This is a genomic window from Algoriphagus pacificus (genome assembly GCF_017254845.1).
In the GTDB taxonomy this organism is placed as follows: domain Bacteria; phylum Bacteroidota; class Bacteroidia; order Cytophagales; family Cyclobacteriaceae; genus Algoriphagus; species Algoriphagus pacificus.
This window is the reverse complement of the sequence record NZ_JAFKCU010000001.1, coordinates 1,363,370-1,385,731: the sequence shown is the minus strand read 5'-3', so window position 1 is coordinate 1,385,731 and position 22,362 is coordinate 1,363,370. Positions and strand designations below refer to the sequence as shown.

The window sequence follows — 22,362 nt, the reverse complement described above, 5'->3', positions numbered from 1 at the left end:
GCCTCGATTTATCGGGGCTTTTTTGATACCATGGCACAGGAATTACTTTTAGAAACATTCAATCTTTTGGACAAGGATTTTCAGCTCACTGCGATCCAGACTGATTTTGATGAGGAAAAAGCCATAGCTGTACTCAGCAAAGCTATCAGTCACTTATTGGACAGGGATTTTGAAAGATTGCTACAAATTTGCTATCGGGTGGATCTGGGGGAGGAAAAGCTGAAAAAAATTCTAAATGAGTCAGAACCGGATCGTGTTGCTCCCGACCTTGCAAAGGCTCTTTGGGAAAGGCAAAAACTGAAAGTAGAGATCCGAAGAAGGTATTCGTGATTTAGGATATATGATATAAGATATCCGATTTGCAGGATTAAAGATTTGTCAGGCTGAGCGGAGTCGAAGCCCTTTAATTCTATTTCAAGTTTTGTCAGGCTGAGCGAAGTCGAAGCCCTTTGTCCCATTCATTTATCTTTTCTAAAATTCAAATGACTCGTCTCATTATTACATTTCGACAGATCCTTCAATTGCTCCCAATTCCCTCTAATTAAAGCCTCTTTTTTAGCTCTACTCCATTTTTTGAGTTGTTTTTCAAAGGCAATTGCTTCATTTATCTGTTGAAAATCTTGCAGAAAAACTAATTCGAGAGGCCTTCGATTATATGTGTAGCTTAAAAAATCAATCCCATCTTGATGCTCTGCAAATCTTCTATCTATATTATTTGTAACTCCCGTATAATAAGATGAATCAGCACATTTTAATATGTAAACAAAAAATCTTTCCAAGAGAATTCTATATAAATGAAAAAGAACTAAACAATTATAAATTAAGAACTTAATTTATAATAATTCAAATATTCAGGAAAAGTCCTCGACTCCGCTCGGACTGACATAGTTCACTGATTTTAGATATAAAATATCAGAATTGTCAAGATTAAATATTTGTCAGGTTGAACACTGGAGCGACGAAAGTCGCGTATATCGAAGCCCTTTAATTCTATTTCAAGTTTTGTCAGGCTGAGCGCATGGCTACCGATAGTCTGATGGTCGAAACCCAAAATAATGATAATTTAGAAGACCTCGACTCCGCTCGGTCTGACACGTTAAATCTTATTTAAAATTCCTTTTTTAAGAATTCGACTTTAACTTTCTAAATCAAAATTTATTTTACTTTTCCTTCATAAAACCAAAAACCATGGCAAATCCGATTTGGATCATGACATCCGCCTTTGACCAACTCAACCTGGACCAAACCATCGAAAAAGCTACTGAAATCGGAGTTCAAGGTCTTGACCTTTGTGTTTTCAGAAAAGATGGAACCCGGGACGATTTTGTTGCCACGCATTTGGATTATGAAAATTTTGGCCCTGAGGAAGCAAAGTATTTGATAGAAAAATTCAATAATGCAGCTCTAAGACTTTCGATTGGAGCGTTCGAAAATCTGATTGGTGGAGATCCAGCCCAGCGAATCAAAAATCAAAACCACTTACTTCGCCTGATCCGAATGGCCTATTTACTAGGCGGGGATGAAAACGATGTGAAAGTTGGGACATTTGTCGGGTACAACCATGAATTGGGAAATCAGGAAGGTGGATTTGAAAAGAATTTACTCGAATATCAAAAGGTTTTTGGCCCCATTATCCGTTACGCCAATAGCCTTGGAGTGACAGTTCTCTATGAAAACTGTCCCATGGAAGGTTGGAGAAGTTCAGGTCATTTCGGCACCTTCAATAATCTCACAGGGGTATTGGCAGCTAGGAAAATCATGTATGAGTTAGTTCCTGAATCCAATCATGGAGAGATTTATGATCCTTCACACGATGTTTGGCAGCATACAGATCCTGTTTCTGTAATTCAAAATACAGATATGAATCGTCTGAAAAGGATCCATGTGAAATCCACTAGAAATAACCCAGATCCTTTCTGGGGGAATATGTATCCAATGCAGGAGGTTCGTGCTGAATGGGCTGAAAAATTAGGAATTACTTCCAGCAAAAATCCTTGGGACCGACATCATTACGAAGCTACATTGCCGGGATTCGGATTAGGTGATTCGATGGATTGGAGAGCCTTTGTCAATGTGCTCAAAGAAAAGAAATTTTCAGGTCCTTTCGAGATCGAAAACGAAGCAGTACTTTCCAAGCAAACAGGGAAATTGGGAGCAATCGTCCAAGGTTGCAAAGCGGCTGTGCAAAACTTATCACCTTTGCTTTATGAATTGGGTGAAGATGGCTGGCAATACCCAAAATCAGATTATAAATCTCTTATAGAAGTCAACCGAGCAGATATTCCACTGCAATCAATGGACAAATTATAAAGTTAGAAGTGAGAAATTTAAAATTTCAGCTTTCTCACTTTTGCTTTCATACTTTATTTCTGGCTTTCTTCATACCCTGCGTCTGCCGGTAAATTATACCCTTCTGCAGCGGCTACAGCCAATTGATCACAGCGCTCATTTTCTGGATTGCCGGCATGGCTTTTTACCCAAATAAACTTGGGCTTGTATTTCAGGTGAAGGGGAATATATCGCAACCAGAGATCAGGATTTTTTTTGTCTTTGAAGCCTTTCTTCTGCCAGCCCCAAAGCCATCCTTTTTCGATCGCATCTACCACATATTTGCTGTCAGAATAAATCTGAACAGGTATCCCTGTAACTTTCAAAGCTTGAAGCGCTCTGATTACGGCAAGAAGCTCCATGCGATTATTGGTGGTCAATCGAAAACCTTCAGAAAGCTCTTTTCGAAGTAATTCTCCTTTGTTATTGAAAAGTAGGACAGCTCCATAGCCTCCTGGCCCTGGATTGCCTTTGGCAGCGCCATCCGTGTAAATGGTAATCATGGTACAAAGAAAAGGAAAATGATCAAGAGAAGAGTTTTAAACTCCGGAATCTACTCCGATTGGGAATGCATTTGTTTTGAAAATCTTTACTGCGATTGAAAGCAAAATAATCCCAAAAATCCTTCTTAGGACATCCAAACCTGTCTTTCCTAGCTTTCTTTCCAGCCAACTCGTGCTTTTCAGGACAGCATAAACAAAAATCAAATTCAAGAGAATGCCAATGGCGATGTTGATTTGGGCAAATTCAGCTTTAATAGTAAGAATAGTGGTAAGAGTTCCTGCTCCAGCGATCAAAGGAAAAGCAATGGGGACGATAGAAGCTCCCTCTGAAGCATCTGGATCTGGTTTGAAAAGCTCGATTCCCAAAATCATTTCCGCTCCGATGGCAAAAATGATCAGGGCTCCGGCAATCGCAAAATCCTCCACGCCGATTCCAAACAAGGAAAGAACAGACTTGCCTGCAAACAAAAACAAGATCATTAAAATCCCTGCTGCCAAAGTCGCTTTTTCGGATTCAATATGGCCGACTTTCTTCCGAAGATTGACGATAATCGGAATCGATCCGAGAATATCAATCACTGAAAACAAGATCAAGGAAACGGACAAAATCTCTTTCAAATCAAACATGCCGCGAAAGTAGGAAATTTATGAACGCGGAGATATGATTTCGGAATTAAGAAATTGAGAACTGCTTGTCATTTCAATGACTGAAAGGAGGAGAAATATCTAATATCAAAAAGCTCCTAAGATTTCTCTTCGTTGGAAATGAAAAAAAAGAGTGTGGAAGAAATTAAAAAAAGACCTTCGGGGTTATTAAAACCCCAAAGGTCGTCCTTTCAAAATCTCGATAAAAATGAAATCAACTTATCCATTTCAGCATTCGTGATTGCTGGGAAATTAGCGATTCGGAAGCTGGTTGGCTTATGAGGACCGTAACCTGAACCCAATTGCATTCCTTCTTTTTCAGCATCCTTCTTTACCGAAGTGATCAAATCTTCCGGCCCGGTTACCGCCAATACTGTTGTACTTCTGGTCTCGGCATTATCAACAAGCATACGAAGTGATTTCGTTTGTGCAACTGCATTTTCCAGCTTTTGCATTCTCTCTCGAAGGTTCGCATCGATATGCTGAATCTCAGGCAGGTCTTTCAGGACACGATTCAACAAATAAATCCCAAGCACATTTGGGGTATAATGCGTTTGATAACCAGCAGCATTTTCAAGGATAAAACTCAAGCTATTGTATCGCCCGCTTTCTCCTTTTGATTCACATTTTTCGATGGCTTTAGGTGAAACAATCAAAATCCCTAAGCCCGCTGGCAATCCAAAACACTTTTGCACCGAAGCATACCAAATATCCGCTAGCGTAAAATCGAACTCTATTCCAGCCATGGATGAAGTAGTATCCACCGCAATCATTTTTTCAGGATATTTTTCCTTGATGGCTTCAATAACAGACATCGGAATTTGAGTGGCATTTGCAGTCTCATTCTGTGTCAAAGCGATCAAATCAAATCCTTCGCCGATTTCCAGACTTGCCACATCGATTGCCTGATTTGCTTCGATTTTCAAACCATCCGTTGCAGGATTGATGTGCTTTGCAAAGCCGATCCATTTCTTGCCAAAAGACCCAGAATAAACATGATAACTTGCTCGTTCTACGATTGATTGGGTGATGATTTCCCAATTTTCTGTCGCACTGGAAGTAAATAGCAATTTGTAATCATCGGGCATATGTAGCTTTTCCCGCATCAATGTTTCAGTCTCCTGATACAGATGCATGAAAGCATTGCTCCGATGGTTTGCACTCAAAATACCTGCTTCGTAAGCATCTTGAAGGTATTTGGGGAGGGCATCATATACTTTTGATGGCCCTGGGGCAAAAGTTAACATAGGTCTGAGGTTTAAAGAAAATATCTGATTCCCAATTCGTAGCCTTTCAAGCCTAAGCCTGAAATCATTCCCACGCATGATTTGGAAATGATGCTCTTATGACGGAATTCTTCGCGTTTATAAATATTGGAAATGTGAACTTCCAAAGTTGGGGTGGTCACTCCTGCTATGGCATCTGAAATCGCAACAGAGGTATGGGTATAGCCACCGGCATTCAGCAAAATAGCATCATAGGAAAATCCGCCTTCATGGATTTTATTGATCAATTCACCTTCCACATTGCTTTGAAAATATTCCAACTCCACTTCAGGGAAAGTCTTTTTTAAACTTTCAAAAAATTCCTCAAAAGAGGTACTTCCATAGACTTCAGGCTCTCTTTTTCCAAGAAGGTTTAAATTTGGCCCGTTAATGATCAATATTTTCATGTGTTTATTATTGATTTTTATTTGTCACATGGAATCTCACATAGATAATAATCATCACAGTGTTTGATTCTTGAGTCATGCTCGATTTCAAAACAAAATTCGGTTTGATGAAGACGCCACAAAGGTAATCGGTTTCTGATTGGAAAGTTAAAACCTTTCCACATTTGAACCTTCCAACTTTAGCACCTAATTTCCCAATATTTTCATTTTTAAATCTTCCGATGATTAAAACCTGGGAAAATCACATCAAGCAATTTCGCCATTATCTGAAATTGGAACGCTCACTGAGTGAAAACTCCATCGAAGCTTACACGCGGGATGTAGAAAAATTGGCTGGGTACGCAGTAAAGAACTTTCCTGAAACTAGCCCTTTGGCTTTTGAATTGGAGCATCTTCGGAAATTTGTGACTGAGCTCGCCCAACTGGAAATATCGGATTATACCCAAGCGAGAATCATTTCAGGAATCAAGGCATTTTATCGTTTTTTGATGTATGAGGATAAAATTTCCGAAGATCCAGCTCAGCTTTTGGAAGCACCAAAACTTGGTAGGAAGCTTCCAGATACCTTGAGTTATGAAGAAATTGTCCAACTTCTGGAAGCCATTCCACTTGGGGAGCCTGAAGGACATCGCAACCGAGCAATGCTGGAAATGCTTTATAGCTCCGGTTTACGGGTATCCGAGTTGATCGAACTTAAAAAAGGGCAAGTTTTTGAGGATGTGGGTTTCCTGAAAGTTGTGGGAAAAGGCAATAAAGAAAGATTGGTTCCAATAGGAAAAGATGCTTTGAAATACCTTAACATCTATAAAAATGAAGTCAGGGTGCATCAAGCAATTGCCAAGGGACATGAGGAATATGTGTTCTTAAACAGACGAGGAAAGAAATTAACCCGTGTGATGATTTTTCTGATCATCAAGAAAACCGCTGAGCAGGCAGGAATAGAGAAAAACATCAGTCCGCATACTTTCAGACATTCCTTTGCAACGCATCTGATCGAAGGAGGCGCGGATCTTCGTGCTGTTCAGGAAATGCTTGGTCATGAAAGCATCACAACAACAGAAATTTATACGCACCTAGACCGGGATTACCTAAGGCAGGTTTTGACAGATTTTCATCCGAGGAAATAAATTTTTAATTCTAAACTATGAAGTAAAAAGTATAAAGAATATTTTCGTGACATTTCAACTTAATAATTAATCAATGAGGAGGCTTATTTCCTTTTTCGCAATCAGTTTTCTAGTTTTTTCCTGCACTTCCACACAAGTTTATACCCGCTTCAAATGCCATATTTGCCTGAGTAAATCTGAAGGAGTATTGCTTTTGCCTCTTGGTTGGGACCCTGGTTTTAGCAGACTTTCACCTGGAGAGCAAAATCAATTGGAAAGCCAGATCTTGACCATGTTAAGAGATCAAGGGTTTACAAAAGTGGAATTGTATGATCGGATGGACTATGAATTGCTTTCATCAGGAATCAAAGACCTCAATGATCCAGTACAACGTGCAAAAGTCAATTCCGATTTAGGTTATCCTTATTTTTTGGGAATTACACTTGGAGAAACCGTAGATTCTGATGGTTGGGATTACAGAACTGCGCAGGAAGTTTATGAAATGAATCCTCCAGCGCCAGATCAGGATATTTCGGCTACACTCCGAGTAGCATTGATAGAAACAGCTTCAGGAAATATCGTCTCTGACAATGCCATCGTCACAGAGATCAATGCGTGGGGAATTCCTGATAAAGATGGGGGCGAAAATTATTGGAATTTTGGTACGGTAAGCCAGGCGATTCGAAAAGCAACCAATAAGGGAGTTAGTTTTATGGTGAAGGATTGTGGTTGCTAAGGATAGGGTAAGACCTCATTGATCTCCGATCTAGCAGAATCTGATTTTTTGTTATTTTCCAAGCTGTCAATGATTAACTTTGTGCTTTGAAAAGAACCCCCAAGCCGTGTATAAATCCCTCCTGAAACCGCTCTTCTTCCTTAAAAATCCTGAAGATGCTCACCATTTCACCTTCGACCTCACCAAACTGACATTCAACCTCCCAATTGCAAAGTCGATTGTAAAGTCAACTTTTAAATTGGATGATCCGCTTTTGGAACGAGAAGTTTTTGGATTGAAATTCAAAAATCCGGTGGGATTAGCAGCTGGCTTTGACAAGGATGCCAAACTGATTGATGAAATGGCAATGTTGGGTTTTGGGTTTATTGAAATCGGAACTTTGACACCAAAGCCGCAGGATGGAAATCAACTTCCTCGCCTGTTTAGACTTCCTCAAGACGAAGCCTTGATCAATCGTATGGGATTCAATAACGGTGGAGTTTTGAATGCAGTGGAGCGATTGAAAAAGAGAAAATCTGATGTGATCGTCGGTGGCAACATAGGCAAAAACAAAGTCACTCCCAATGAAAACGCGGTTGACGATTATTTGATTTGCCTGGAAGCACTTCATCCTTACGTGGATTATTTTGTGGTGAATGTGAGTTCGCCGAATACTCCTAACCTTCGAGACTTACAGGAGAAAGAACCTTTGAAGCAATTGCTTCAGGCTGTAAAAAACGCAAATGACCTTAAAGAAAAGCCAAAACCAATCCTATTGAAAATTGCTCCAGATCTGACGGATGGGCAATTGGATGATATTGTGGAAATCGTTTTGGAAACAAAAATTGATGGAGTAATAGCGACCAATACGACCATCGACCGTTCGCAATTGAGCACTGATTCTTCACAAGTGGAAGCAATCGGAGCTGGTGGCGTTTCCGGAAAAGTTCTGGCAAAAAGAAGTACAGAAGTGATCCGATACCTTTCTCAAAAATCAAATAAAGCATTTCCCATCATTGGTGTGGGCGGTATTTTCTCCGCAGCAGATGCCATTGAGAAGCTGGAAGCTGGTGCGAGCCTCGTTCAGGTTTACTCGGGCATGATTTATGAGGGACCTGGGTTGATCAAAAAGATCAAGAAAGGATTATTGGCGTATTTTTCTCGATAAATTACCAATCTCAATCCAATCATCTTATCTTAAAATCGGATTTAAAGGAATACATGGCCACCAATTCACCAAGGACCAACACTTTTAGAAAGAAAGGAGAAACTGCAAAAAAGAAACCTGCCTCAAAACCAAAAGGCCCTGGGTTTTCTTTTGGCAAAATCAAAAGCTCCAAGTTGGTTTTAACCCTTGGCATTCTGTTGATGTCTGTGGGGATATTCCTTTTCATCGCATTTATCAGCTATTTACTTAATGGACCAGCTGACCAAAGTCTGGTCATGAATACCCCTGGAGATGAAGAAATTCGTGAAACGGCAAGAAATGCTGGAAATTGGCTAGGGTATCTTGGAGCACAAGCTGCCCATTGGATGATTTACCGCTGGTTTGGAATTGCAGCTTTCCTTTTCCCTCCTTTCCTTTTCATTTTAGGTTTTAAATGGAGCTTTAAAGTATCTCTGATCTCCCTGACCCGATATACCACATTTGCCCTATTCTTCACTTTCTGGCTTGGGCTACTCACTGGATACATTGTGATCTTAGTAGAAGGTTATTCCTATTGGAGCTTCTTATCGGGTGGATTTGGGTATGAGCTAGCCAAACTTTCAGCAGATTTCCTTAGCTGGGGCACCTTTATCCTGATTGGAGCGGCTTTGCTGATTTTTGTGATTTTCTTCTTTGACATAGATAAGTTGGAGTGGTTCACTTCGAAAGCTGATAGCAGTGATGACATGCTTGATGATTTGCAGGAATCCTCTGTTTCTTCCAAAAACCCATTTGAAAAAACCACAGGAATAGAGGCTATTTCAGAAGAAGATGAGGAAGAAGAATTTGAAGATGATGGTAGCGATTGGATCATCAAAAATGAGGATGTGGATCTGGTTGATGAACCTGTTTCTTCCACTTCGGATGAAGACATTGAGGATGACTTATTCCATGTCAATCAAGTCAACTTACTGGATGAAATAGTTGAAAAGCCAAGTTCTGCGGAGGATAAGAATTTCTCGGTAACCAAAGCTGTGGGAGAAGAAAAGACTGCTTCGGAAGTTGAAAACCTAGATCCTTTTGATCCAACCCTAGATTTACCTAGATATAAATATCCGACGCTGGATCTATTGAACGAGTATGATGTTCAGAAAGTCACCGTTTCCCGTCAGGAATTAGAGGACAATAAAAACAAGATTGTTGAGACTCTTGAAAACTTCAAAATCGGAATTCAGGAGATCAAAGCTACCATTGGGCCGACAGTAACACTTTATGAAATCGTACCTGAACCAGGAGTGAAAATCTCCAAAATCAAGAATTTGGAAGATGATATCGCTTTGAGTTTAGCTGCTCTAGGTATCCGTATCATTGCCCCTATTCCTGGAAAAGGAACCATTGGTATCGAGGTTCCTAATAAAAACCGAGAACTCGTTCCGGCAAGGGCAGTTTTGGGCACAGAGAAATTCATGCGATCTGATAAAGATCTTCCGATTGCTTTGGGAAAGACAATTTCCAATGAGGTATTCGTAGCAGATTTGGCAAAAATGCCTCACCTTCTTATGGCAGGTGCTACGGGACAAGGGAAATCGGTTGGCTTGAATATGATCCTCGCCTCCTTGATTTACAAAAAACACCCTTCTCAATTGAAGTTTGTTTTGGTGGATCCTAAAAAAGTGGAATTGACACTTTTCAATAAAATAGAACGCCACTTCCTAGCCAAGCTACCAGGAGCCGAAGAAGCAATTATTACAGATACAAAAAAGGTAATTTATACTTTGAATTCCCTATGTATCGAAATGGACAATCGCTACAACCTGCTTAAAGATGCAGGAGCGAGAAATCTAAAAGAGTACAATGCAAAATTCATCAGCAGAAAACTGAATCCTGAAAAAGGACATCATTACATGCCTTATATCGTGCTTGTTATTGACGAATTGGCGGATTTGATGATGACTGCTGGAAAAGAGATCGAAGCTCCTATTGCCAGACTTGCGCAACTTGCCCGAGCAATTGGGATTCACTTGGTGGTTGCTACGCAGCGACCTTCTGTTAATGTCATTACGGGTATTATCAAGGCCAATTTCCCTGCTAGATTATCTTTTAGAGTAACCTCTAAAATCGACAGTAGAACCATTTTGGATGCTGGTGGCGCCGATCAATTGATCGGTATGGGTGACATGCTTTTATCCCAAGGTTCTGAAGTGATCCGTATCCAATGCGCATTCCTAGATACACCAGAAGTTGATTCTATCTGTGATTGGATCGGCGAGCAAAAAGGATATTCAGACGCTTATCTCTTGCCTGAATTTGAAGGAGAAGAGGGAGATGGCTCTGTGGGAAATGTAGATTTATCCGATCGGGACCCACTTTTTGACGATGCTGCAAAGCTTATTGTCATGCATCAGCAAGGGAGTACTTCCTTGATTCAGCGTAAACTGAAATTAGGTTACAATCGCGCAGGTAGAATAATTGATCAACTGGAAGCAGCTGGAGTCGTGGGAGCATTTGAAGGCTCCAAAGCCAGAGAAGTCTTGATTCAAGACGAAGCTAGTTTGGAACGGTTATTGAATAGTTTGTAAAAGCTGTTTTATAGAGTTCCTACAGCCTGATTTACATGAAAAAACTAGCCCTAGTATTTAGCATATTCCTAGCAGTATGCATCGTTTTTGATGTCGCTGCCCAAAAAGATCCCAAAGCAAAAGTTGTATTGGATGGCATGAGCCAAAAGTATCAAAGCATGAAAGGTTTCACAGCCAGCTTTGATTATACCTATGCAGACGAAGCTGGTGCAAGTGATCGCCAAAGCGGTGAAATTGCCGTGAAGGGAAACCAATACAGACTCAAGCTTCCAGATCAAGAAATTTTCAATGATGGTAAAACCGTTTGGACCTTTATAGAAACTCCAACATACAAGGAAGTTACAATCAATGATGTTTCTCAAATGGAAGGAGAATTGACTCCATCTAACATTTATAAAATGTACGAGACTGGATTTAACTACAAGCTTTTGGCGGATAAAACCTTCCAAGGTAAACAAGCCAACGTGGTGGAATTAGATGCTCAAAAATCCAATGCTCCGTTTCAGAAAGTAAAGCTTATGATCGATAAAAACACAAAGGACCTTTTGGGATGGGAGATGTTTGACGGTCAAGGAGGTTCTTTTTCTTATGCTTTCAAAAACCTAAAACCAGACCCGAATATTCCAGATACGCATTTTGTTTTTGACACAAAACAACACGCTGGAGTAGAGGTAATCGATTTGAGATAAAATTAATTAGAAACCTTTTTCAGCCAATTTTTTATCAAGGTTAGACCATACTCTGTCAAATAAGCCTCGGGGTGATATTGAATTCCTAAAATTGGCAGCTCCCTGTGAGCAATTCCCATGACTTCCTTCTTGTCTGTTTCAAGAATCACCTGCAGACTTTCAGGAATATTTTCTAGCTGAAGAGAATGATATCGAGTCACCTGAAAGGTGTCTGGGATTCCTTCAGTATAAAAATGGAGAGAGCATTTCTTCACCTGATGGACTTTCCCGTGGACAGGAAAGTTATTTTTAATCAGTTTTGCCCCAAAGAATTCTCCAATTGCTTGATGACCCAAACAGACGCCAAGTATGGGCACTTTATCATAATATGCTTCCAGGATCTTATTCAAGTTACCCGCTTTCGAGGGAATACCCGGCCCAGGAGATAATATTAATCCGGAGAATTCAAATTGCTCAAGTGATTCTAATTCGACATCATTCCGGAGGATTTTTAAAGTAGCTCCAGTCTGACGAATCAGATCAGCAAGCATGTGACTGAATGAATCAAAATTATCAATCAGCAGAATCATTCAGAATCTCATCTACTATCTTATCCAACTTCTCAAGACTCTCTTCCATTTTAGGGAAAAAGGGCTCTAGAAAATCTACAATGGCAGGAGCAACTGGCTCTATGTAGCCTAAATATTCAGAATCCGCTGTCCATTGTTTTGGCAAATCCAATTTGAACAGCGAGGCTTGCCAAAAGAACAAACTGATGAAAAAAGCGGCCTTTACAACTCCTAGAAATACGCCTGCAATTGAATCCAAAGGACCTAACAAAACCAAATCCATGGCTTGTTTTAAAATCCAGCCCAAAATCCTGATCAAAAACAGGGTAATCAAAAAAATCACTAAAAAGCCAAAAATTGGATAGCCAAGATTAAATTCTGTGACATTGTGCTTGAGCCAATCCGTCATTGGATCCATCAAGTAAATCCCAAGAATTATGGCCACTACAAAACCAAAAAGGCCAAGGATTCCTAGAAGAAATCCTTGTCTATATCCTTCATAGCCTCCAAGGCACAAGACAGCAAGTAATATAATGTCTACGGTACTCAACTTAGCTATTCAATAAAGATTTTACTTTATCCGCAATTGCTTTTCCATCCGCTTTTCCGGCTAGCTGCTTACTGGCAACTCCCATCACTTTACCCATATCCTTTGGTCCTGAAGCTCCAGTTTGTGCGATGATTTCTTTGATTGCCTGAGTCAATTCTTCTTCACTAAGTGCTTTTGGAAGAAACTCCTGGATGATTTCAAGTTCAGCCATTTCTACTGCATAAAGATCTTCTCTGTTTTGCTGTTGATAGATATCTGCAGAATCCTTTCTCTGTTTTGCAGCCTTTGTCAAAATCTTCATTTCTTCATCTTCTGACAGTTCTCCAGCAGCGCCTCCTTTGGTTTCTTCCAAGAGAATCAAAGATTTAACTGCTCTTAAAGCTCTCAATCTATCCTTATCTTTAGCAATCATTGCTGATTTTATTTCGCTATCTACTTTCTGCTTTAAACTCATAAGCCCTAAGTTTGTGTTATTGGTAAAATTCAGACAAAAATACCCTTTTCGACCTGTAAATGACTAAACTAAGCGTAAATATTAACAAGATTGCCACCCTTCGGAATGCCAGAGGGGCCAATAATCCTGATGTTGTCAAAGTTGCACTGGATGCAGAACGATTTGGTGCTGAAGGAATTACCGTTCATCCAAGGCCAGATGAAAGACACATTCGCCATCAGGATGTTTTTGATTTGGCTGCTGTGGTCACTACTGAATTCAATATTGAAGGATATCCAGATCGTAGATTCATGGACTTGGTTAAAGCTGTTAAACCAGCTCAAGCAACGCTGGTTCCTGACCCACCAAATGCCATTACCTCCAATTCCGGTTGGGATACTATCTCCAATCAAGGAATGCTCAAAGATATTGTCGCAGAGCTACATGAGTCCGGAATCCGGGTTTCAATTTTCATCGATCCTGAAATCAGATACTTTGAACCTGCTAAACTGACTGGGACAGACAGAGTAGAATTATATACCGAACCCTATGCAGTTGGCTATCATCAGGACAGAGAAAAAGCAGTCAAACCTTATGTAGAAGTAGCTGAAATTGCAAAAGTGCTCGGCTTGGGCATCAATGCCGGACATGATTTAGACTTGCATAATCTTGCCTTTTTGAAAAAATCCATCCCTTACCTTGATGAAGTTTCAATTGGCCATGCGCTCGTTTGTGATGCGCTTTATTACGGTCTGGAAAATACCATCCAGATGTATAGAAGGCAGTTGGAAATTTAGTCAACTGTTGACAGACGACAGTCAACCGCCTTTATATTCAATAAATGACGTTTAATTTTTAACCTATGGCATTTAAATTCGAAGATTTAAGAGTTTGGAATTTGGCAATTGATCTGAGTACGGAAATAAGCGTCTTAATTAAAACTTTTCCACCTGAAGAGAAATTTGTTCTTTCCACTCAAATCCAACGTGCTGCCGATTCAGTGGCATTGAATATTGCTGAAGGCTCTACAGGACAGTCCAATCCAGAATTTAAAAAGTTCTTAGGATATTCTATTAGGTCCGGAATTGAAGTCGTTAGCTGCTTATTCTTAGGGAAGAAGAGGAAAATAATTTCGGAAGAAGATTTCTCCAGACTTTATAATTCATATGATGAGTTAATCAAAAAAATTCAAGCTCTCAAAAATTCAATTTAATTCTAAAACCAATGTAATGTACGCGCGGTGGTCTGTAGTCCGCGGTCTGTTGACAATAATTAAACAAATGAAATTAAACTTCAAAAAATTAGGTGCCGGTAAGCCATTAGTAATCCTTCATGGTCTTTTTGGCTCATTGGACAATTGGTTTAGTATTGCCAGAGAACTGGAAAAATCATTTACTCTTTACCTAGTCGATCAGCGAAACCATGGAGATTCCCCTCATTCAGACGAATGGAATTACGAGGTCATGGTTGAAGATTTAAAGGAATTACTGGACGATGAAGGTTTGGATATGGTGTATTTGATGGGTCATTCCATGGGTGGAAAAACAGCCATGAATTTCGCAGTCAAATATTCTGATCGAGTGGAAAAACTGATTGTTGCTGATATTGCTCCTAGATACTATCCAATCCATCATCAAAAAATCCTGACCGGACTCAACGCAATTGACTTGAAAGCTATCAAATCAAGGAAAGAAGCGGATGACATTTTATCTGAATATATCCCTGAACTGGGAGTCAGACAGTTTTTACTAAAAAGTCTAAGTAGAGATTCTCAAGGTTTTGTCTGGAAGATCAACTTGCCTGTTATTACTAAAAACATTGAAGAAGTTGGAAAAGCGCTGGAAGAAGGAGAGCTCTATGATGGTCCAACTCTGTTTTTAGCTGGGGAAAACTCCGATTACATCCAGCAATCTGACTTATCCGATATGGAGGAATTTTTCCCTAAATATGAAGTGGAGTTTATTTCCAACGCAGGTCATTGGCTGCATGCAGAACAACCGGAGTCGGTGATTGAAGAAGTTTTGAAGTTTTTGAATTAAAAAAAGGGAGCTGTTTTAAAAAACAGCTCCCTTTTCAGTTCTATCTATTTCACACGTTTTCCATTTTTTATCACCATATCCACATCCTGCAATAAACTGATATGTCTCAAGACATCACCCCTCACTGCGATAATATCAGCTTTTTTACCCTCTGAGATCGTTCCCACTTTATCCGAAACTCCCATGGCAACAGACGGCCAATAGGTAGCTGCTTTGATGGCAAGCATTGGATCATAGCCAAATTCATTTACCCAAACATCCAATTCATTCCAGGTACTTTGACTGTGAAATTTCATCGGAATCCCGCTGTCTGTCCCGATCAACATCACCACGCCGCTCTGTTTCAACTGATTGAATTTTCGCTCCAAAGTAGGCTTTCTCACAGGTGTCAATTGGAAATAAGACATTCGGCCGGGATATTTTAATGAGGCTTTGATATCTGCAATTATTGAATCCGGTAAATCCAAATGCCAGGAAGGATCATCCAACTTTTCTGGATTATCCCTGACAGATTCATAATTATATAGTCCTTCAACAGTCGGCGTCCAAAACAAAGGTCCTTTGTTCATTTGGGCAGCTCTCTCCTGAATCATCAGCATGATATCTTCAGGGTATTCCGGAGCAGATGACAATCCTGTGTGTTCGAAACAATCCACTCCTATTTTCAATCCCATTCTGATTTCCTCTGGACGATGTGAGTGCCCCACAACTGGCAAGCCATATTTATGCGCCTCATCCACAACCGCCTGTGCTTCTTCCAAAGTCATCTGATCTTGATCAATCAATTTAATGACATCTACACCGGCATCAGCTAGTTTTTTTACTTTGGCTTTTGCATCTGCCACTCCATTCACTCCCCAGCGGAAAGCTTCTGTGTTAGGGTATGGAGCCTTCTGTATAAAAGGCCCGGAAACATAGATTGTCGGTCCGGGAATCTCACCTCGATTTATTCTATCGCGAACATTGATACTTGCTTCTAAAGGAGCTCCTAAATCTCTGGCGCTGGTCACTCCTGCCATTAACAATTGATGTGCTGAGGCAGGCATTATCACAGGATCCAAAATATCGATGTAAGTACTATCCCAATGTGTATAATCACTATGCCCGTTGATCATCAGATGCACGTGCATATCCCAAAGCCCAGGCATCACAGACATCCCTTCGGTGGAAATAACTTCGGCACCAGCAGGCACTTCCAAACTTCCTTGCTGACCTACTGCAACAATCTTGTCATTTTCAATTAATATCACTGAGTTTCGGATAGGCACTCCCCCAAAACCATCTATCAGTGTTCCGCCTACGAGTGCTTTCATGCTTTGTGAATAAGCAGAAAAAGTCTGGAGCATAGCCAGAAGAATAAAAGCTATTTTAATGTGTTTCATAAAACTAAGGGGTGGTTGATCGTATAAGATAATGAATTTGGCTTTTAAATATTAAATTCGAATCTCCTTCCAACGATTCAAATTCCCCATGCCTAAAGGAAAGCTTTTTCTGATCCCAAATGTCCTGGCAGAAAACACTGCAAACACCGTAATCAGTCCTCAAGTCAGAGAGGTGGTGAAACATACCAAGGTCTATTTGGTAGAAAATCTGAGAACTGCCCGCAGGTATATCAGCAGCCTCAAGCTAGGTGTCAATATTGAAGAAATCCACATGGAGATTTTAGATAAAAGCACCAAGCCCGAAACAATCAATCGACTCATGCAACCACTTCTCAATGGAGCAGATATGGGGATTATTTCAGAGGCTGGATGTCCAGGAATTGCTGATCCAGGGGCTTTGGCGGTAGCTCATGCCCATGTCAAAGGAATTCAGGTAGTGCCGCTTTCAGGTCCTAGTTCCATGTTTTTAGCCTTGATGGGATCAGGGTTTTCGGGTCAATCTTTTGCCTTTCATGGTTACTTACCGATCGATAGAAAAGAAAGAGCCGCTGCCTTGAAAAACCTTGAAGCTGAATCTTTGCGGGAAAAGAGAGCCCAGATTTTTATGGAAACTCCTTTTCGAAATAATCAACTTTTTGAAGATGCATTGCGAACGCTTTCTGCCAACACAAAACTTTGTGTTGCCAAAAACATCACTGGTTCCGATGAATTGATTTTAACCAAAACTATTGCTGAGTGGAAAAAACTGCCACTTGATCTTCATAAAATCCCAACTGTTTTTGTACTCCAAAGCTTTTAATAAATGCTAACAATAGATGCCCATTTAGATCTGAGCATGAATGCTCTTGAGTGGAACCGTGATCTCACTCGTCCTGCTACCGAAATCAATGCCAGAGAAGTTGGCATGATGGATAAACCAGACAGAGGAAATGCGATAGTATCTCTTCCCGATCTTAGAAAAGGCAATATTGGATTGGTGGTTGCAACTCAAATCGGTAGATATGTCGCACCAGATAATCCTCTTCCAGGTTGGCATTCTCCTGCACAGGCTTGGGCTCAAACCCAAGGACAACTTGCTTGGTATCAAGCCATGGTAGAGCAAGGAGAAATGACTCAGATCAGGAATCTATCGGAATTGAATGCGCATCTAGCTCTTTGGGAAAATCAGGAAAACAATGCCAACAAGCCTGTTGGATTTATTCTTTCGCTTGAAGGTGCGGATTCTATTGTTCATCTGGCTTATCTGGAAAAAGCATATGAATCAGGCTTGAGAGCTTTGGGACCAGCACATTATGGACCAGGAAGATATGCACATGGCACAGATGCTTCCGCTCCTCTCAATGAAATGGGAAAGGATCTTCTTCGCAAAATGGATGAATTAGGAATTATTCTGGATACCACTCATTTGTGCGATTTAGCTTTTTGGGATGCTTTGGAGATTTTTCAAGGACCGGTTTGGGCCAGCCATAACAATTGTAGAGCGCTAGTTGATCACAATCGACAATTCTCTGACGAGATGATCAAGGCTTTAGTGGATAGAGGAGCTGTCATCGGAGGTGCTATGGATGCATGGATGCTAAGTCCAGGTTGGGAAAGAGGAAAATCTACCCCAAAGGAGCGCGAAGTAACTTTGAATACCGTTTTGGATCACATGGATCACATTTGTCAGGTTGCAGGAAATGCAAACCACATCGGAATTGGCTCGGATTTGGATGGGGCCTTCGGAAAAGAGCAGGCTCCTTATGATTTAGACAGCATTGCAGATCTGAGCAAAGTCCCTGATTTACTGAGACAAAGAGGTTATTCTGACCAAGACGTGGAGAAAGTCATGCATGGAAATTGGTTGAGCTTCTTGAAAAAAGCATGGTCTTAATTGGGGAAAAATTGGACAATTCCTGTGGTTTTGTTTTGCATAAATAATTCTAATTGAATTATTTAGCGAAAGCTAAACGCAAACCACCGATTTATGAAGTTCAAAAATTTACTCACCCTTGCCTTAATTTTCTTTTTTTCAGCTTCCCTTTCTTTCTCACAAAAACTTCAAATCACTGCTAATCACTCAGATGCAAAATTCATCTTGCTAAATGATTACGATGATTCTGATAAACAGGAGCTAGGAACTGGAGCGATTGAATACAAGTTAGAGAAAGACAGTCGTAATCGAATCAAGATTACAAAACCTGGCTATGAACCTGTTATCAAGGAATTCAACAGAGACTTGAAGTGGGACAAAGAGCAATATGTTGCTTTGGATGCCAGAAGAGTTGAGATTACAGCAGAGCCTTACGACGCAGAGATTTTTGTGGATGGCCGTATGATAGGAACAAAAGCTATCTACCTGATCATTCAAAAAGACCGTTTCCATACGGTAGAGATCAAAAAGCCAGGCTTTGCACCAATTACCAAAAGCTACTATAATTCTCCTGATAGAGAAACTCCTCCAGCGAAGGATTATTTTGAATTGAAAGACAGACAGGTTCGTTTGGAAGTAATTCCAGCAGATGGAACTGTTACTGCCAATGGCGTTGGCGTTGGAAGAGGAAATCAGGATATTAAAATTCCTTTGAACGACTGCGTAACAGTTACTGTCAACAAGGATGGCTATGTAGAATACACCAAAGTTTTTTGTAACAAGCCCGAAACTGACCCAGAGCCTCCAGTAAGAGAAAAAGCTCAATTGGAAGATCGTTTGGTCAAAATCACCACAAACCCTAATGATGCGATCATTGAGATTGGTGGAAAAACAGTAGGTACAGGTAGCTATGATTTGAAAGTTCCTAAAAATGGAAACGTGGAAATCCGAGTGAAAAAGGATGGATTTGTTCGCTATGTAAAGAACTATTACAATCAGGCAAATATGCAGGAGCCACCAATTACCGATTATATTGAAATGACTGTGGATGAAGCTTACACTTCCTCTGTTTCTTCGGATTTGGCAAATGTGAGAATTACAGTTCCTGTCAACTCAGTTCATACTCCAGAAGAAGCTTGGAGAATCTTGAGCTCTATCATTACGAGATATTTTGACATATTGGAAACCGTTGATTTTAATACGGGCTATTTGACTACTTCTTGGCAAGTTCAAAATTTCCAATCTTCAGTTATCAGAACTAGGGTGATTGTTAGCAGCGGAGGAAATTCTGACCAATTGGCTTATGCAATTAAATTGATCAGCCAGGAAGCCTATCTCGATGGTCAAAACCAAGTCACTGTAAAAGATGATGAGAAATTTGAAGACTGGGCTAGAATCCTTAAAAAATATGAAGGTTTGATTGAGGAAGTTCAGGCAAGACTTCAGCAATAACAAATCAAAACAATATTGAAACCTCAGGATCTTTTGTCTGAGGTTTTTTCTTTTGTGCCCAATTCTATTTTTTAAAAAGATAGCTCTTACCCTTCCTATAATGGTAGAAGCAGGAAGTTAGGTTTTAAAAAAGGCTTATATTAAGGTTTACTTTTTTTTCCAAAACCCAAAATATATGAAACCTATTGTACAGATCTCTTTGGATCTTACAAACATCGATGAAGCCTTGGAAACCGCAGCTCTGGCTATCAGAGCAGGCGTAGATTGGATAGAAGCTGGCACACCTTTGATTTTGGCAGAAGGTCTCCACGGTGTCAGAAAATTAAGAGAGGCATTTCCTGGAGTTCCTTTGGTCGCAGATCTGAAAACCATGGATGGAGGCTATTTGGAAGCAGAAATGATGGCTAAAGCAGGTGCCACTCATGTGGTTGTCATGGCGAGGGCTCACGCAGAAACCATCAAATGTGTGGTGCAGGCAGGAAAAGATTTTGGCGCGAAGGTTATGGGAGATAACATGGTCTGCGAAAACATGGTCGATGGCGCAAAATTTTTAGAAGATCTGGGATGCGATTATGTGATTCATCACATTGGATATGATGAACGAAGAGGGATTGCTGCCTCTGGTAAAAGAATGCCAAGTCCTTTAGATCAACTCCGGGAAGTAGTTGAGGCTGTGAATATTCCTGTTCAGGCTGTGGGTGGACTTTCGCTTGAACAAGCAATCCAATGTCCCCAATACGGTGCCCCGCTAGTAGTCCTTGGAGCTCCCTTAACTATCGATGCTGATTCATTCAAAACAGCAAGTGGAGATCTAGAAAGCTCACTTCGACTGATTTGCGAGGCAATCCATAAACAAGAAACCGTTTTACCCAAAAGACCCTAACCTATGTCAAGTACCAAAAATGCAGCTGTAGTCAATTTTGCAGAGCAAAAATATTCGGTTGAAATCCGAGAAATCCCCATCCCAGAATTAGGTGAAGAAGATGTCTTATTAGAGGTGGAAAATGTCGGAGTATGCGGAAGTGACCTTCATCAATGGACCTCTGACCATAGCTGGCCAGTAAATTACCCTGTAGTCCTGGGACATGAATTTGGAGGAAAAATAGCAGCTGTTGGATCAAAAGTCTCCGGTTGGAAAACAGGTGATCGAGTGGTCAGTGAAACTGCAGCTGTCATTGACAAGCTGAATCCAATGAGTAAAATAGGTTTGTACAATTTGGATCCAACAAGAAAAGGCTTTGGATATGGAGTAAATGGAGCCATGACACGTTTTGTAAAAGTTCCTGCAAGATGCCTCCACCATGTTCCCGAAACCCTTTCTTTTGAAGAAGCATGTTTAACTGAACCCTGTTGTGTGGCATATAATGCAGTGGCGGGAAATTCCTCCATCAAACCCGGTGATCGTGTGGTTGTGATTGGGCCAGGTACGATAGGAATTCTTTGCGCAGCTGTAGCCAAACTTTGCGGAGCAGAAGTGGCTATTATAGGTTTGGAAGTGGACAAAGGCAGATTGGAAATTGCCAAAAAATATGGTTGCGATACGATTATCGGAGATGCAGAAAACTGGGCCAGAAAGAGAGATGGAATGGGAGCTGATTTGGTCATCGATGCTGCTGGCGTCAGTGAAACTTTAAAAATAGCCATGCAGCTAGTACGGCCAAATGGACAAATTACCAAAGTTGGTTGGGGGCCTCAACCTTGTAATTATTCATTGGATCCCATCATCCAAAAAAATGTCAGACTCCAGGGAAGCTTTAGTCATAACTGGCCAATTTGGGAGCGAGTCATCGCACTGCTTGCAAGTGGAGCTTTAGATGTAAAACCAATAATTGGAGGGGTTTGGCCGATCACCGAGTGGAGAGAAGCTTTTGAGAAAATGCATCATGGTCAAGTAGTCAAATCTGTTTTAAAACCTGTTTAATATGAGACTCGAAGGAAAAGTCATCATCGTCACCGGAAGCACCATGGGCATTGGAAAAGCCATTGCAAAGAAAGTTGTAGCTGAAGGTGCAAAAGTTATTATCCACGGGCTAGAAGAAAATTTAGGTGCTCAGGTTGTATCCGAATTAGGAGCTAAAAACGCAAAACTGCACATTGAAGATCTCTCCAATGAAGGAGCTGGACAAAGACTAGTTGACCTAGCCATTTCAACTTGGGGAAGACTTGACAGCGTTGTCAATAATGCCGCTATAGTTGCTGCATCAGATATTCACACTACTGACAAAGCCTTTTTAAACAAACTAATGGAGGTAAATACCTATGCCCCATTGTTCCTTATCAAATCCGCTTTGCCTCATTTGATTGAAAGTCATGGAGCAGTCTTGAATATCGGTTCGATCAATGCATGGAGTGGTGAGCACAATTTATTGACATACAGCATTACTAAGGGCGCACTAATGACTATGACCAGGAATTTGGGAGATTCTCTTTTCCGGGAAAATGGCGTGCGGGTCAATCAGATAAATCCAGGATGGGTGCTTACCGAAAAGGAAATTGAGCGAAAAAAGGAACATGGACTTTCGGACACATGGTACAAGGAATTATCCAAAATGTACGCTCCAGCTGGAAGAATTATCTGGCCTGAAGAAATCGCAGTGGCATGTATTTATTGGCTATCGGATGAAAGCGGACCGATCAGTGGCCAGGTAGTTGATTTGGAGCAATTCCCGATGATCGGAAGAAACATCCCAAAGGACGCAACAACTATTCCTCATAAATAAAT

The 22,362-nt window shown here is 40.6% G+C and carries 25 protein-coding genes; 16 read left to right on the top strand and 9 right to left on the bottom strand.

The window, feature by feature from the left end:
• Positions 1 to 30: 30 nt before the first annotated feature.
• A complete protein-coding gene (locus J0A69_RS05930) occupies positions 31 to 330 on the top strand; it encodes a hypothetical protein (protein ID WP_206585598.1) in 300 nt (99 codons plus the stop codon).
• A 128-nt stretch (positions 331 to 458) separates the two neighbouring features.
• On the opposite strand, the gene J0A69_RS05925 is transcribed toward J0A69_RS05930, so the two are convergent.
• Positions 459 to 779, bottom strand: a complete 321-nt coding sequence (locus J0A69_RS05925) for a GIY-YIG nuclease family protein (protein WP_236032656.1) — start codon at positions 777 to 779, stop codon at positions 459 to 461.
• A 409-nt stretch (positions 780 to 1,188) separates the two neighbouring features.
• Here J0A69_RS05925 and J0A69_RS05920 point away from each other — a divergent pair, with 409 nt between their 5' ends.
• Positions 1,189 to 2,310, top strand: coding sequence for a sugar phosphate isomerase/epimerase family protein (locus tag J0A69_RS05920; RefSeq protein WP_206585597.1), 1,122 nt, complete (start codon positions 1,189 to 1,191; stop codon positions 2,308 to 2,310).
• A 53-nt stretch (positions 2,311 to 2,363) separates the two neighbouring features.
• Here J0A69_RS05920 and J0A69_RS05915 read toward each other — a convergent pair whose 3' ends face one another.
• From J0A69_RS05915 to aroQ, 4 genes are all read right to left on the bottom strand, one after another.
• A complete protein-coding gene (locus J0A69_RS05915; RefSeq protein ID WP_206585596.1) occupies positions 2,364 to 2,831 on the bottom strand; it encodes a ribonuclease H family protein in 468 nt (155 codons plus the stop codon).
• Positions 2,832 to 2,867: 36 nt separating this feature from the next.
• Complete coding sequence (locus J0A69_RS05910; RefSeq protein WP_206585595.1) at positions 2,868 to 3,458, bottom strand: MarC family protein; 591 nt, start codon at positions 3,456 to 3,458, stop codon at positions 2,868 to 2,870.
• A 209-nt stretch (positions 3,459 to 3,667) separates the two neighbouring features.
• A complete protein-coding gene (locus J0A69_RS05905; protein WP_206585594.1) occupies positions 3,668 to 4,723 on the bottom strand; it encodes an aminotransferase class V-fold PLP-dependent enzyme in 1,056 nt (351 codons plus the stop codon).
• Positions 4,724 to 4,734: 11 nt separating this feature from the next.
• Complete coding sequence (aroQ, locus tag J0A69_RS05900; RefSeq protein WP_206585593.1) at positions 4,735 to 5,148, bottom strand: type II 3-dehydroquinate dehydratase; 414 nt, start codon at positions 5,146 to 5,148, stop codon at positions 4,735 to 4,737.
• A 221-nt stretch (positions 5,149 to 5,369) separates the two neighbouring features.
• Here aroQ and xerD point away from each other — a divergent pair, with 221 nt between their 5' ends.
• The 5 genes from xerD to J0A69_RS05875 all read left to right on the top strand — a co-directional run bounded on the left by xerD (position 5,370) and on the right by J0A69_RS05875 (position 11,384).
• Positions 5,370 to 6,275, top strand: a complete 906-nt coding sequence (gene xerD, locus J0A69_RS05895; protein ID WP_206585592.1) for a site-specific tyrosine recombinase XerD — start codon at positions 5,370 to 5,372, stop codon at positions 6,273 to 6,275.
• Between the two features lie 73 nt (positions 6,276 to 6,348).
• Positions 6,349 to 6,990 (top strand): hypothetical protein, encoded by a 642-nt coding sequence (locus J0A69_RS05890; RefSeq protein ID WP_206585591.1) that lies wholly within the window; start codon positions 6,349 to 6,351, stop codon positions 6,988 to 6,990.
• A 106-nt stretch (positions 6,991 to 7,096) separates the two neighbouring features.
• Positions 7,097 to 8,137: a quinone-dependent dihydroorotate dehydrogenase gene (locus J0A69_RS05885; protein ID WP_206585590.1), complete on the top strand. Its 1,041-nt coding sequence runs from the start codon at positions 7,097 to 7,099 to the stop codon at positions 8,135 to 8,137.
• A gap of 53 nt (positions 8,138 to 8,190) precedes the next feature.
• Positions 8,191 to 10,695 (top strand): FtsK/SpoIIIE family DNA translocase, encoded by a 2,505-nt coding sequence (locus J0A69_RS05880; protein ID WP_206585589.1) that lies wholly within the window; start codon positions 8,191 to 8,193, stop codon positions 10,693 to 10,695.
• A 35-nt stretch (positions 10,696 to 10,730) separates the two neighbouring features.
• Complete coding sequence (locus tag J0A69_RS05875) at positions 10,731 to 11,384, top strand: LolA family protein (RefSeq protein ID WP_206585588.1); 654 nt, start codon at positions 10,731 to 10,733, stop codon at positions 11,382 to 11,384.
• Between the two features lie 2 nt (positions 11,385 to 11,386).
• Here J0A69_RS05875 and J0A69_RS05870 read toward each other — a convergent pair whose 3' ends face one another.
• From J0A69_RS05870 to J0A69_RS05860, 3 genes are read right to left on the bottom strand one after another with little or no spacing between them, the layout of a single operon-like run.
• Entirely contained in the window at positions 11,387 to 11,953 is a 567-nt protein-coding gene (locus J0A69_RS05870; protein ID WP_206585587.1) for an anthranilate synthase component II, read from the bottom strand.
• On the bottom strand, positions 11,937 to 12,482 hold the full coding sequence (locus J0A69_RS05865; RefSeq protein ID WP_206585586.1) for a CvpA family protein: 546 nt from the start codon (positions 12,480 to 12,482) through the stop codon (positions 11,937 to 11,939). The genes J0A69_RS05870 and J0A69_RS05865 overlap by 17 nt, the downstream gene beginning before the upstream one ends.
• Before the next feature lies 1 nt (position 12,483).
• The gene (locus tag J0A69_RS05860) at positions 12,484 to 12,936 is read right to left on the bottom strand and encodes a GatB/YqeY domain-containing protein (RefSeq protein ID WP_206585585.1); all 453 of its coding nucleotides are present in this window, start codon (positions 12,934 to 12,936) and stop codon (positions 12,484 to 12,486) included.
• Between the two features lie 59 nt (positions 12,937 to 12,995).
• Between J0A69_RS05860 and J0A69_RS05855 the strand changes: the two genes are divergently transcribed.
• From J0A69_RS05855 to J0A69_RS05845, 3 genes are all read left to right on the top strand, one after another.
• Positions 12,996 to 13,712, top strand: coding sequence for a pyridoxine 5'-phosphate synthase (locus J0A69_RS05855; RefSeq protein WP_206585584.1), 717 nt, complete (start codon positions 12,996 to 12,998; stop codon positions 13,710 to 13,712).
• A 65-nt stretch (positions 13,713 to 13,777) separates the two neighbouring features.
• Positions 13,778 to 14,128 carry a four helix bundle protein gene (locus J0A69_RS05850; protein WP_206585583.1) on the top strand — a complete coding sequence of 117 codons (351 nt, stop codon included), beginning with the start codon at positions 13,778 to 13,780 and terminating at the stop codon, positions 14,126 to 14,128.
• 67 nt (positions 14,129 to 14,195) lie between these two features.
• The gene (locus J0A69_RS05845; RefSeq protein ID WP_206585582.1) at positions 14,196 to 14,954 is read left to right on the top strand and encodes an alpha/beta fold hydrolase; all 759 of its coding nucleotides are present in this window, start codon (positions 14,196 to 14,198) and stop codon (positions 14,952 to 14,954) included.
• A 44-nt stretch (positions 14,955 to 14,998) separates the two neighbouring features.
• On the opposite strand, the gene J0A69_RS05840 is transcribed toward J0A69_RS05845, so the two are convergent.
• Positions 14,999 to 16,336 (bottom strand): amidohydrolase family protein, encoded by a 1,338-nt coding sequence (locus J0A69_RS05840; protein ID WP_206585581.1) that lies wholly within the window; start codon positions 16,334 to 16,336, stop codon positions 14,999 to 15,001.
• Between the two features lie 88 nt (positions 16,337 to 16,424).
• Here J0A69_RS05840 and J0A69_RS05835 point away from each other — a divergent pair, with 88 nt between their 5' ends.
• From J0A69_RS05835 to J0A69_RS05810, 6 genes are all read left to right on the top strand, one after another.
• Positions 16,425 to 17,135, top strand: a complete 711-nt coding sequence (locus J0A69_RS05835) for an SAM-dependent methyltransferase (protein WP_206585580.1) — start codon at positions 16,425 to 16,427, stop codon at positions 17,133 to 17,135.
• A 3-nt stretch (positions 17,136 to 17,138) separates the two neighbouring features.
• On the top strand, positions 17,139 to 18,209 hold the full coding sequence (locus J0A69_RS05830) for a dipeptidase (protein ID WP_206585579.1): 1,071 nt from the start codon (positions 17,139 to 17,141) through the stop codon (positions 18,207 to 18,209).
• A 93-nt stretch (positions 18,210 to 18,302) separates the two neighbouring features.
• Positions 18,303 to 19,640, top strand: a complete 1,338-nt coding sequence (locus tag J0A69_RS05825) for a PEGA domain-containing protein (protein ID WP_206585578.1) — start codon at positions 18,303 to 18,305, stop codon at positions 19,638 to 19,640.
• A 175-nt stretch (positions 19,641 to 19,815) separates the two neighbouring features.
• Positions 19,816 to 20,523, top strand: a complete 708-nt coding sequence (locus J0A69_RS05820; RefSeq protein ID WP_206585577.1) for an orotidine 5'-phosphate decarboxylase / HUMPS family protein — start codon at positions 19,816 to 19,818, stop codon at positions 20,521 to 20,523.
• 3 nt (positions 20,524 to 20,526) lie between these two features.
• Complete coding sequence (locus tag J0A69_RS05815; RefSeq protein ID WP_206585576.1) at positions 20,527 to 21,561, top strand: zinc-binding dehydrogenase; 1,035 nt, start codon at positions 20,527 to 20,529, stop codon at positions 21,559 to 21,561.
• A 1-nt stretch (position 21,562) separates the two neighbouring features.
• Positions 21,563 to 22,360: an SDR family oxidoreductase gene (locus J0A69_RS05810; RefSeq protein ID WP_206585575.1), complete on the top strand. Its 798-nt coding sequence runs from the start codon at positions 21,563 to 21,565 to the stop codon at positions 22,358 to 22,360.
• The last annotated feature ends 2 nt before the right edge of the window (positions 22,361 to 22,362 follow it).

Coding starts and splice junctions, on each gene's coding strand:
- J0A69_RS05930 (WP_206585598.1), top strand. CDS start 31: ATGGCACAGGAATTACTTTTAGAAACATTCAATCTTTTGGACAAGGAT.
- J0A69_RS05920 (WP_206585597.1), top strand. CDS start 1,189: ATGGCAAATCCGATTTGGATCATGACATCCGCCTTTGACCAACTCAAC.
- J0A69_RS05915 (WP_206585596.1), bottom strand. CDS start 2,831: ATGATTACCATTTACACGGATGGCGCTGCCAAAGGCAATCCAGGGCCA.
- J0A69_RS05910 (WP_206585595.1), bottom strand. CDS start 3,458: ATGTTTGATTTGAAAGAGATTTTGTCCGTTTCCTTGATCTTGTTTTCA.
- J0A69_RS05905 (WP_206585594.1), bottom strand. CDS start 4,723: ATGTTAACTTTTGCCCCAGGGCCATCAAAAGTATATGATGCCCTCCCC.
- aroQ (WP_206585593.1), bottom strand. CDS start 5,148: ATGAAAATATTGATCATTAACGGGCCAAATTTAAACCTTCTTGGAAAA.
- xerD (WP_206585592.1), top strand. CDS start 5,370: ATGATTAAAACCTGGGAAAATCACATCAAGCAATTTCGCCATTATCTG.
- J0A69_RS05890 (WP_206585591.1), top strand. CDS start 6,349: ATGAGGAGGCTTATTTCCTTTTTCGCAATCAGTTTTCTAGTTTTTTCC.
- J0A69_RS05880 (WP_206585589.1), top strand. CDS start 8,191: ATGGCCACCAATTCACCAAGGACCAACACTTTTAGAAAGAAAGGAGAA.
- J0A69_RS05875 (WP_206585588.1), top strand. CDS start 10,731: ATGAAAAAACTAGCCCTAGTATTTAGCATATTCCTAGCAGTATGCATC.
- J0A69_RS05870 (WP_206585587.1), bottom strand. CDS start 11,953: ATGATTCTGCTGATTGATAATTTTGATTCATTCAGTCACATGCTTGCT.
- J0A69_RS05860 (WP_206585585.1), bottom strand. CDS start 12,936: ATGAGTTTAAAGCAGAAAGTAGATAGCGAAATAAAATCAGCAATGATT.
- J0A69_RS05855 (WP_206585584.1), top strand. CDS start 12,996: ATGACTAAACTAAGCGTAAATATTAACAAGATTGCCACCCTTCGGAAT.
- J0A69_RS05850 (WP_206585583.1), top strand. CDS start 13,778: ATGGCATTTAAATTCGAAGATTTAAGAGTTTGGAATTTGGCAATTGAT.
- J0A69_RS05845 (WP_206585582.1), top strand. CDS start 14,196: ATGAAATTAAACTTCAAAAAATTAGGTGCCGGTAAGCCATTAGTAATC.
- J0A69_RS05840 (WP_206585581.1), bottom strand. CDS start 16,336: ATGAAACACATTAAAATAGCTTTTATTCTTCTGGCTATGCTCCAGACT.
- J0A69_RS05835 (WP_206585580.1), top strand. CDS start 16,425: ATGCCTAAAGGAAAGCTTTTTCTGATCCCAAATGTCCTGGCAGAAAAC.
- J0A69_RS05830 (WP_206585579.1), top strand. CDS start 17,139: ATGCTAACAATAGATGCCCATTTAGATCTGAGCATGAATGCTCTTGAG.
- J0A69_RS05825 (WP_206585578.1), top strand. CDS start 18,303: ATGAAGTTCAAAAATTTACTCACCCTTGCCTTAATTTTCTTTTTTTCA.
- J0A69_RS05820 (WP_206585577.1), top strand. CDS start 19,816: ATGAAACCTATTGTACAGATCTCTTTGGATCTTACAAACATCGATGAA.
- J0A69_RS05815 (WP_206585576.1), top strand. CDS start 20,527: ATGTCAAGTACCAAAAATGCAGCTGTAGTCAATTTTGCAGAGCAAAAA.
- J0A69_RS05810 (WP_206585575.1), top strand. CDS start 21,563: ATGAGACTCGAAGGAAAAGTCATCATCGTCACCGGAAGCACCATGGGC.